Consider the following 10,743-nt stretch of genomic DNA (forward strand, 5'->3'; position numbering starts at 1 on the left):
GGTGTTTATTCTACCACCAATAGTTGATCTGGCTTCTACTATTTTAAAAGAAATATTAAGGTTTTTTAAGTAGTAAGCCAATGTTAAGCCTGTTAAACCAGCTCCAATAATAAGTAGGTCTGTTTTAATAGTATCCATTGACTAAGAAATATAATTCCAAATGTTTTTATACTTACTCATTTGTCGGTAAGTATCTAAAATAACAGTATTATCTAGATGTCCAAGCGAAGGATCTTTTTTTAGAACCTGCTTTGCATGCTGTCTCGCATGTTTTAAAATATCGCTATCTTTTACAATATCTGCAATTCGAAGATTTAAAATACCACTTTGCTGTGTTCCCATAATATCTCCAGGACCACGAAGTTTTAAATCGACTTCGGCAATTTCAAAACCATCGTTGGTTCTCACCATCGTTTCCATTCGTTTTTTACTGTTTTCGGACTGTTTGTGGCTCGTCATTAAAATGCAATAACTTTGCTCTGCACCACGACCAACACGACCTCGTAATTGGTGTAATTGAGAGAGTCCAAAACGCTCTGCACTTTCAATAATCATGACCGAAGCATTTGGTACATTTACGCCAACTTCAATTACAGTTGTTGCCACCATTATTTGTGTTTGTCCTTTTATAAAGCGTTCCATTTCGAAGGCCTTATCTGCAGGTTTCATTTTGCCATGTACAATAGAAATTTGATACTCAGGAGCAGGAAAATCTCGAGCGATACTTTCGTAGCCATCCATTAAATCTTTATAGTCCATTTGAGCGCTTTCTTGTATTAAAGGATAGACAATATAAACCTGTCTTTTTTTCTTTATTTCTTCTCTTATAAATCTAAAAACTTTGAGTCTATTTGAGTCGTATCTGTGGACTGTTTTTATAGCCTTTCTACCTGGTGGTAATTCGTCTATAACAGAGATGTCTAAATCACCATAAACAGACATGGCTAAAGTACGCGGAATTGGTGTTGCAGTCATTACTAAAACGTTAGGAGGGAAGCTGTTTTTTTTCCATAATTTAGAACGTTGCTTTACACCAAATCTGTGTTGCTCGTCTATAATTGCTAAGCCTAAATTTTTAAATTTCACTTTATCTTCTAGTAAAGCATGTGTACCAATTAGGATGTCTAATTCTCCATTTTCGAGCATTTCGTGTATTTCACGACGTTCTGAAGCTTTACTTGAGCCTTGAAGTAATTTAATGCTGATTTTCAATTTTTTACACAATTCACTTAAACCATTAAAGTGCTGTACTGACAAAATAGCAGTAGGTGCCATTAAGCAGGCTTGAAAACCATTGTCAAGTGCTATAAGCATTGACATTAGTGCAACTATTGTTTTTCCAGAACCAACATCGCCTTGTAAAAGCCTATTCATTTGTGCATTACTGCCTAAATCTACTCGAATTTCTTTGAGCACTCTTTTTTGTGCATCAGTTAATTCAAAAGGTAAATGGTTTTTAAAAAACGAATTAAAGTGCTCGCCAACGGTTTCAAAAGCAAAGCCTTTTATCTTCGATTTATGAATTAAATTTTTAAGAATTAACTGTAATTGTATGTAAAATAATTCTTCAAATTTAAGCCTAAATTCTGCTTTAGAAAGCGCATCAGATTCCTTAGGAAAATGAATGTTTAAAAGAGCTTCAGATTTAGGAATTAATTTAAGATTAGAACGTAAATTTTCGGGCAGTGTTTCAACAAATTTTCCGCCAGTTTCTAAGAAGAGATTTTGCATGATTTTAATCATCATTCTATTGGTGATTCCTCTGCTTGATAACTTCTCTGTAGATGGATAAATAGGTTGTAAAGTAGAACGTAAATTTTGCTCGTGTTCCGTCAATAATTCAATATCTGGATGTGCCATATTATACTTCCCTCCAAATGTATTTACTTTTCCAAAAACGACATAAGGTGTGTTGGATTTTAAACTTTCTCTAATCCATTTATGACCACGAAACCATACCAAATCCATAGTACCAGTTTCGTCTTGAAAAGTAGCCACTAAACGCTTGCCTCTTTTCTGTGCGATTTCTTTAAAAGCAGTAATTTTTCCTATAATTTGAACTTCGGCAGTATTTTGATATAAGGTGTTTATTTTATAATATTTTGTACGATCGAGATAACGATTTGGAAAAAGATTGATGAGGTCTTGATAAGTACGAATACCAAGTTCCTTGCGAAGCAAATCTGCACGATTTGGTCCAACACCTTTTAAGTAATTTATAGACGTTTGAAGATTGGTAGCCATTAGAGAACGAAATTAATGTATTTCTTTGTAAACAGAAAGCTGTTTCTTGTCACTTCGAGTGAAATTCTTTTTTTTGAATTTTGTATCAAGAAGCTTTAAGAGTTGAGTTCAAATGGTTATCGATATAATTCTCCTATGTCTAATCATTCGAACTGTCAATTTTATTATCTTTTGTCATTCCTGCGAAGGCAGGAATCTATTTTGAAGCTTTTTATCATCATTGTGGATTCCTGCCTTCGCAGGAATGACAAAAAATTGTATTTTGGTCTGATACTTGTACTTTAAACTATATATGAAATACTTACTCTTTGTTTTTATAACTTTTATGTGTTTGTCTGCTGAAGCACAACAGACTGAATATGTCGATTTTATTGATGTAAAAGCTGATTTAGTTGTTAAATCAATTGATAATGGAATTGGTGGTCATGTGTTTTATGCTTTTAAAGTATTGAAGGATGTTGATTCAATTTTTATTGATGCAAAAAATTTTAGTCAGATTGAGTTTAAGCTAGATGATGGATCAATTCTTCATGAATATGATGGAAAACAAATTAAAATCAATTATCAGTTTAAGAAAGGGAACTCACATACTTTAACTTTGGGTTATTTTGTTCAACCTAAAAAAGCAATCTATTTTGTTGAAAAGGATAATTCAAAACAAATCTGGACTCAAGGTCAAGGTAAATACACAAGCAATTGGTTACCAAGTATAGATGATACAAACGATAAAATTGAGTTTGATTTATCTATTACTTATGAAAACGGTTACGAAGTTCTAGCTAACGGAAAGCTTGTAAACAAAGAAGTAGGAGAAACCAGAACAAAGTGGCATTACAACATGCAAAAACCAATGTCCAGCTACTTAGTAGCTTTAGCAATTGGTAAATACAATAAAAAAAAAATCACCTCTAAAAGCGGAATACCAATAGAGTTATATTACTATCCAGAAGATTCTGCAAGAGTAGAGCCAACATATCGTTACACAAAGCAAATGTTCGATTTTTTGGAAGAAGAAATAGGTGTGCCTTATCCTTGGCAAAACTATAAACAAGTGCCTGTAAAAGACTTTTTGTATTCTGGAATGGAAAATACAAGTCTCACTATTTTTAGTGATGATTTTATGATTGACGACACTAGTTTTATAGATAAAAACTATGTTAACGTAAACGCTCACGAACTTGCGCACCAATGGTTTGGTGATTTAGTTACTGCAACCGAAGGGAAGCACCATTGGCTACAAGAAGGCTTTGCAACGTATTACGCCTTGCTTGCAGAGCGCGATATTTTTGGAGACGATTACTATTACAACACGCTTTACGACTACGCAAAAGAGCTTATAAATCAACAAGTAGAAGGAGAAGCAACTGCATTACTAGACCCTAAAGCAAGTAGTATTACTTTTTATAAAAAAGGAGCTTGGGCTTTACATATTTTAAAAGAAAAAGTAGGAGAAGCTGCTTTTAAAAAAGCAATAAAAAATTATCTAAACACTTACGCTTTTAAAAATGTAGAAACAGAAAATTTTATTTCTGAAGTTGAAAAAGTATCAAAACAAAATTTAAGCAGTTTTGAAGCCGAATGGTTGGTGTCTAAAACATTGCCATTGGCAAAAATGAGAGCGAGTTTAAAGAAAAACGAGAGTATTACTTTTTTAGAAACCATAGAAGAAGCACAATATTTAAGTTATAGAACAGACGATAATGGTTACGTGCCTTCAAGTTTAATTACAGAGTTACCTAAAGGCTATTATACTGAAAGACTTGCCGTTTTACGTGAAGCTTTAAAGAAACCAGATTATCCAACGTATAGAGATTTAATAACAGAAGCTTTTAGTTCTAACGAAATAAAAACACGTCAGTTACTAGCGCAAGTAATTCCTGATGGTTTTAAGGCGGAAAACGAGTCGTTACTAAAGGATGCATCATATACTACAAAAGAAATAGCGTTGTATAATTTATGGTCTAAGTACCCTAAAGATAGAGCAAAGTATTTAGATGCAACTAAAGATGTTATAGGTTTTAACGATAAAAACGTAAAGTGTTTATGGTTAGCTTTAGCGTTGTTTACACCAGAATATAATTCAGCATATAATAAAATTTATATAAGTGAATTGAGCGATTACGCTTCATCTAAATATGGTTTTCAAACACGACAAAATGCATTTACTTATATTAATAATTTGAAGGTTTTTAATGCTGAAACACTACTAAGTTTAATAGAAGCAACTACACATCACAATTGGAGATTTAAGAGCTTTGCTAGAGATTTATTAAAATCGCTAAGCGAAGATGAAAAATATAAAGAGATAATCGTTAATTTGCAGGAAATACAAAAGGAATAACATTTTATATTAAATAACCAAACAAACATTTTTGAGAGCATTAGTAATTTCTGGAGGAGGAAGTAAAGGCGCATTTGCAGGAGGAGTTGCACAATATTTAATTGAGCAAGAAGGTAGAGAGTATGATATGTTTTTGGGTACCTCAACTGGAAGTTTATTAGTACCACATTTGGCATCAAACGATATTGGTAAATTGTACGATGTGTTTACACACGTAAACCAGCACTCCATTTTTAGTATTAATCCTTTCGTAATAAAAAAGAAAAACGGAAGAGAGTATGTGTCTATAAATTACTTTAATACTTTGCTTCAGTTTATTAAGAGAAAACGAACGTTTGGTGAAAGTAAATCTTTAAAAAGATTAATTAAAAAGAGTTTTACTTTAGAGGAGTACAATCGTATTCGTGAAGAAAAGGAAGATGTTGTTGTAACGGTTGCAAACCTCTCTAAAAACCGAACAGAATACAAGTCTATTAACGACTTTAGTTATGAGGAGTTCTGTGATTGGATATGGATTTCGTGTAATTATATTCCGTTTATGTCATTAGTAAAAAGAAATGGCTTTGAATATGCAGATGGTGGTTTGGGTTGTGTTGTACCTATTAGAGAAGCCATAAATAGAGGAGCAACAGAAATTGATGCCATTATTCTTGAAAGCGAGAATTTAGAATATAATAAAGTACTTGGTAAAAATCCGTTTTCGTTAATGATTAACCTTTTTGGGCATTTGTTAGATCAAGTAGAGCGAGGAGATATTACTATAGGTAAGCTAGCAGCTTTACATAATAATGTAACGCTAAACTTATACTATACGCCAACAAAACTAACGGAAAATTCGTTGATTTTTAATAAAAGCTTAATGGAACAATGGTGGATGCAAGGCTTCTTGTATGCACAGAATAAGCATGGTAATAGTAATCCTTTAAAATCTACAGTACCAATGAAACCTAATGTATAAACTATAGCTTTTATGCGTTGTAAAAAGATACTATTTGCACTAATTCCATAGTTCGCTTACTTCTTGTTTTATGTAGGATAATGCAGCACTACTTGGAGGTGTTTTATCCATCATATCTGTTAAAATAACTTCTCTAAGCTTACTAGCAGAATCTACTTTATCACTTAACGCTGCTTTTCTAACAAGTTGTATCGTTGCGCTTTTAGAGGCGTTAATAATACTCCAACAACTGTCTGTAACATAAATTTGTTGCGATAAGTTATGTTCAAATTCTTGTTCTATGCTAGTTACTAAAAGCGCTTCGTAGTCATCTTTACTATTAGAAATAGGTGCTACTCTGGTTAGTAATTTGTTAGGCGAAATACGTTCTAAAAGTAACGAATATCTTTCGTAAGCTTGTAAGCGTTGTGGTAAAGCTTCTTTTTGAAGTTGCTTTAGTAACTCAAATTTACGCCTGTTATCTTCATTTTCAATATGTTCTCTAAAAAACAAATAAGCTAGTGCTCCAACTATTAAAGAGGGTACAATAAACATGAGTAAGTTAAGTAATTGATCTTCCATTTAAATTCAGTTTTTAGTTGTTTAACAAACTTAATACGTTTTTAAGTATTGTACAAGAAAACCGTTAATGGAATGAAAGTCTCTTTTCATAGATTGAAAACAAGTAATTATATAATAGAAGTATTTTTCTTATGCTTTCATTAGTATTTTTGAAATGCTATTAATCTATATCAATTTATAAAGTCAAGACCAAATTAAAAATTTAATCTTGACTTTTATTTTAACCTTAACTTAAATAACATGAAATCAATTTTGAAACTCTTTTTAACCTTAGTATTACTTGTTACAATTTTTAATTGTGATAATGATGACAACACCGCACCTAATACAAACGTATGTAATTTTCAAGGTTTAACCTTTGATGATAATTCGAATAATGTAAATATCGCAATACCAGAATCCAATTTAACAACAGAGTTTTTTTTAGCGTCAAGTAACGGACCTGAAGTTGAGATTTTTGGGACAGCACCATCTGGTGAATTTGTAGTTTTTGTTACTATTGCAGTAACAAATGGTGCCACCGAAACTTTATCTTCAACATCGATAGGTCATCTTTTAGTAAACGGAACTAACCATTTTGGTACAGTAACTTGTCAACGATCAGGAACAGTAGTTGGTGACGAATTCCGATTTGATGTAGTAACCACTGGAGGTATAGAATTGGAATATTGTGTTGTAATTGATACTGAAAGAATGCGTTATGTTGATATTGATGGAGATGGTTATGGAGGTACAACAATTGCAACTACTTATGTTGCTGGTGGAATTTCTGCTTTTAATACAGATTGTAATGATAATGATGTAACTATTAATCCTGGAGCTACAGAAGTATTGAATGATAGTATAGATAGTAATTGTAACGGTAATGACAACAATTAATTAATTAACTAAATACAATTAGTATGAAAACAATAAAACTACTTTTAGTAGTATTAGGGATCACAGCTTTTAGTTGCGATAATAATGATGATGCACAAACAGATCCAGTAACTCCAACAGATGGTTTTACACATAACAACGTGTTTACACCAACAGCAAACGCTTATTTTGAAATAGATGAAGATGATGATAGCCCTAATGATGGTTTTCCAGATGAATACAATTTTTTCTTTTTAGATGGTCGTATGGCTGATGGAGATGATCCAGGAGCACCAGCAACTGCAAATGAGTATGTGTTTTCATTAAACACTTCTAATTTTGTTTTTTTTAACTTAAATGTTCAGGATAATCCAAGTTTAGCAAATTCGGCTCCAGTTGCAGGTGGTACTTATGTAGGTGATCTTTATAATGTAACAACTAATGCAACACCAGATACTGTCATAGTAGAAGGTTATACAGGGTCTATGATACCATTTAGTACTCCTTATATTATTAATGGAGTTGAATATGGTAACCCTTCAGGAGACGATTATTCTAATGCGCAAGGTGCAAATAATGCTATTCCTACATTAACAGTAAATGCTATTAATATTGATAGTGTAAATCCATCACAAAGTACTATTGATGTTGATTATGTTTATGTAAATCTTCTTGGTGAAACATTTACAGGACATTATGAAGGAACATTAGGTGTTTTTCAAGATTAAACTATGAAAACGAAACTTAAATATTTAGTACTTGTTATAGGTTTACTTGTTTTTAATTGTAAAGAAGAAAGTAAAAACCCAGACACGGTAAGGTCTACAGAAATTACAAAACAGTTGACTGAAGCTAAAAAAAGAGAAATAGTAAAATACTATTTAATTAATGGAAAAAAATTAGCCGAAAAAGACTTTCATAAAATCATTTTTTTAAACGATGCATTTGATGGTGTAAAAGTAATCCATTACGAAGGTAGAGATGCTTTTTTTGGTTTTAAATTTTCTGAGGCTTTAAATTTTTATAACGCTAATAAAAAATAATAATTTATGAAAACAATTTTAAAATCAATTTATATAGTTGCCATTACATTATTTGCTTTTGGTTGTAGTGATAATAGTTCTTCAAGTTCATCTGGAAGTACAGTAACTCCGCAATATGCTTACATTACTGATGGTGTAGAATTAAAAATTATAGATGTTGCAACACCAACAGTTCCAATATTTGTAAATAGCATTGCTATAAATACATCTTACTTTGTAAGCGTATCTCCAAATGTAGCGTATGTTGCACAGTATGATGCTGTTGCGTCTTACATTAGTTTGGTAGATATTAGTAACCCATCAACACCTTTAATTGCTTCAACTATAGCAAAAGATAATACACTTGCTTTTAGTTTATTAAGCGACATGTATACTGTTAATGGTGTTGGTTATATTACAGATACTTATAGAGGTTTACATGTTGTAGATATAGCTAATTCAACATTTAGTTCTCAAGTTAATTTAGGAGGTGATGCTATGAGTGTAACAAAAATTCAAAATAAATTATTTGTTATAGATCAAGCAAATGGACTACATTCTTATGATATTACAGTTCCAGGTTCTCCAGCGGTCACAGGAGTAACAAATAATACAGATATAGACACAGGATCTTATGGTGATTCTCCATTTGGACAATACCACAGTTGGGTGGAAACAGACGGTACATTTCTTTATGTAGCCAATACAATAGATAAAAAAATAAAACAATTTGATGCAGCAACACTTACTTTAATTAATGAGGTTAGTATTGAAGGCTACCCAACGGCTTTTGCTATACATAATGGTTTTGCTTATGTAACAATGAAAGCGAGTGTAAATGCACCTTTACAAACCAGTTATGATGGTGTACGTATGTATGACTTGGCTTCACTAAGTTTAATAGATATGAAACCATTAAGCAAAACAAGTGGTATAGCTTTAAACGGTAATAATGCTTATGTAACCGATTCTAATGGGCTTCATATTTACGATATAAGTAGTAATAGTTTTGTGTTACAATCTTCTTTGCCAATTGGTTCTGGAAATTTTATAGCACTTGGTCAATAAATAACAATCTCTAAACTATATATAAATGAAAACCATTTTAAAGACTTTAATCTTAACAGTATTTTTAACACTAGCTTTTAATTGTAGCGACGATGACGATGGTACTACAACAACAGGAAACACACAAGAATATTTTAAATATACCATAGATGGTGTAGAACGTATCTTTGATTTTGAAGTAGAAGGCCATTTTGAAACAGATGCTACAACTATTGATAAATTCGAAATAAATGCATCTGGAGAACAACCTAGTGGTAGTTTAAGACGTATTGCGGCTGCGTTTACTTTTGATAATACTGCGTTTATGCCAAGCACAACTTATAATTGGGGCATTGCACAAGATAGTAATACAACAGAGAAATTTTACTTTGCAGAAAGTACATCAACTAACTTATTTATTTTAACCGCAGATTTTAGTGCGCATCCAATTGTGGCTACAGTAATACCTCCAAATCCAGTAAATGTTGGAGAGTATCTTGAATTTACATTTACTGGTACGTTTCAAGATGGAAACAATGTAACACGAAGCATAGATGGTCTTTGTAGAGTGCAAAGAGGTATGGATCAATAATGAAAAGTATTTATTCAAGAGCTTTAGAAAGATGAAATTTTAATCCACTACTTTTGTAACAAATATTTAAATTAAACATATTGAAACACAAAAAAGAACATATCCCTTTATTTTTAATCTTGATATGGCGTTTTTTTTCTGTGTTTTCTGTTTTTTTTAAAAAGCCAAAAAGAATAGCAAAAAGAAAGTTTTTAGGTTTTCTATTTTATTTTTCGGTTGCTATTTCATTCGCACAACAATACACCAACTATTCAACAAAAGACGGTCTGCCAAGTAACCATATATACACTATTGTACAGGATGCTAAAGGTTTTATGTGGTTTTTAACAGATAAAGGCATGGTAAAGTATAACGGTAAAACCTTTACAACCTTTACAACTAAAAATGGTTTGCCTAATAATGATGTTTGGGATGCTTTTCCAACACCAGACGGCAAAATCTGGTATATGTCTAAGTCTGTAAGTTTAGGCTATATAGAAAAGGACACTGTTATCTCTTTTCCAAATAAGAAAAAAAACCAAATTATTAATCCTGTATATTCTTCTCAAGTTGGAGACTCAATTTTTCCTACTGAATCAAACAAAACATTTTCTTTAAAAGATAACCAATGGGTTGAAGAAGTGAACTTTAAGGCTACAAATCTAAAAGAAGATTGGGTAAAAATAAGACATAAAGAAGTAGCGCAACTTGTGTTTTCTGACATGGATGAAAAAATACATTTATACAATAAAAAGCTAAAAAAAGAACATAGTTTTTTGACTTCTAATATTTATGGTGAAACAGGATTAAGAGGTCAAATTAATGATAGTTTATACGTTTGGACAACTAGTAAAAACTATTCTATACTTAATTTAAATACACTACAATTTAAACAGTTTTATTTTAAAGAAAATATAGGTTATAATTTAATAACTTACCCAAGAATCAACTTAGTTAATAATAAGTTACAAATTTCTGGAGATGGTTTTGTAGCTATTTTGGATAAAAACCTTGAAATAACTAATCCGTTTTATTTTCCTGAAGACTTACAAGCCCATTTTGGATTTATAGATAAATTAAATACCGTTTGGTTAGCTACTTTTAATAATGGCGTTTATAAATTACCTTATGTAAATAGAGA

At 31.6% G+C, this 10,743-nt stretch carries 11 protein-coding genes; 8 read left to right on the top strand and 3 right to left on the bottom strand.

The window, feature by feature from the left end:
• Positions 1–138, bottom strand: a 138-nt coding sequence (locus Q0C58_RS08845) for an NAD(P)-binding protein (protein ID WP_290700268.1), incomplete at its 3' end; no start/stop codon positions are given.
• Positions 139–141: 3 nt separating this feature from the next.
• Entirely contained in the window at positions 142–2,244 is a 2,103-nt protein-coding gene (gene recG / locus Q0C58_RS08850) for an ATP-dependent DNA helicase RecG (protein WP_290700222.1), read from the bottom strand.
• A gap of 292 nt (positions 2,245–2,536) precedes the next feature.
• Here recG and Q0C58_RS08855 point away from each other — a divergent pair, with 292 nt between their 5' ends.
• On the top strand, positions 2,537–4,585 hold the full coding sequence (locus Q0C58_RS08855) for a M1 family metallopeptidase (protein WP_290700224.1): 2,049 nt from the start codon (positions 2,537–2,539) through the stop codon (positions 4,583–4,585).
• A gap of 31 nt (positions 4,586–4,616) precedes the next feature.
• Complete coding sequence (locus tag Q0C58_RS08860; RefSeq protein ID WP_290700227.1) at positions 4,617–5,543, top strand: patatin-like phospholipase family protein; 927 nt, start codon at positions 4,617–4,619, stop codon at positions 5,541–5,543.
• A gap of 39 nt (positions 5,544–5,582) precedes the next feature.
• Here the strand turns inward: Q0C58_RS08860 and Q0C58_RS08865 are convergent, their stop codons facing one another.
• A complete protein-coding gene (locus Q0C58_RS08865) occupies positions 5,583–6,104 on the bottom strand; it encodes a hypothetical protein (RefSeq protein ID WP_290700230.1) in 522 nt (173 codons plus the stop codon).
• A 240-nt stretch (positions 6,105–6,344) separates the two neighbouring features.
• Between Q0C58_RS08865 and Q0C58_RS08870 the strand changes: the two genes are divergently transcribed.
• The 6 genes from Q0C58_RS08870 to Q0C58_RS08895 all read left to right on the top strand — a co-directional run.
• Positions 6,345–6,983, top strand: coding sequence for a putative metal-binding motif-containing protein (locus Q0C58_RS08870; protein ID WP_290700233.1), 639 nt, complete (start codon positions 6,345–6,347; stop codon positions 6,981–6,983).
• A gap of 23 nt (positions 6,984–7,006) precedes the next feature.
• Positions 7,007–7,690 carry a hypothetical protein gene (locus Q0C58_RS08875; protein ID WP_290700236.1) on the top strand — a complete coding sequence of 228 codons (684 nt, stop codon included), beginning with the start codon at positions 7,007–7,009 and terminating at the stop codon, positions 7,688–7,690.
• 3 nt (positions 7,691–7,693) lie between these two features.
• On the top strand, positions 7,694–8,005 hold the full coding sequence (locus tag Q0C58_RS08880; RefSeq protein ID WP_290700240.1) for a hypothetical protein: 312 nt from the start codon (positions 7,694–7,696) through the stop codon (positions 8,003–8,005).
• A gap of 6 nt (positions 8,006–8,011) precedes the next feature.
• On the top strand, positions 8,012–9,052 hold the full coding sequence (locus Q0C58_RS08885; protein ID WP_290700260.1) for a hypothetical protein: 1,041 nt from the start codon (positions 8,012–8,014) through the stop codon (positions 9,050–9,052).
• Between the two features lie 25 nt (positions 9,053–9,077).
• The gene (locus Q0C58_RS08890; protein WP_290700263.1) at positions 9,078–9,623 is read left to right on the top strand and encodes a hypothetical protein; all 546 of its coding nucleotides are present in this window, start codon (positions 9,078–9,080) and stop codon (positions 9,621–9,623) included.
• Between the two features lie 80 nt (positions 9,624–9,703).
• The coding region (locus tag Q0C58_RS08895; protein WP_290700266.1) for a two-component regulator propeller domain-containing protein at positions 9,704–10,743 on the top strand (1,040 nt) is incomplete at its 3' end.

It is taken from the genome of Lacinutrix sp. (assembly GCF_023299985.1).
Lineage (GTDB): Bacteria > Bacteroidota > Bacteroidia > Flavobacteriales > Flavobacteriaceae > Lacinutrix.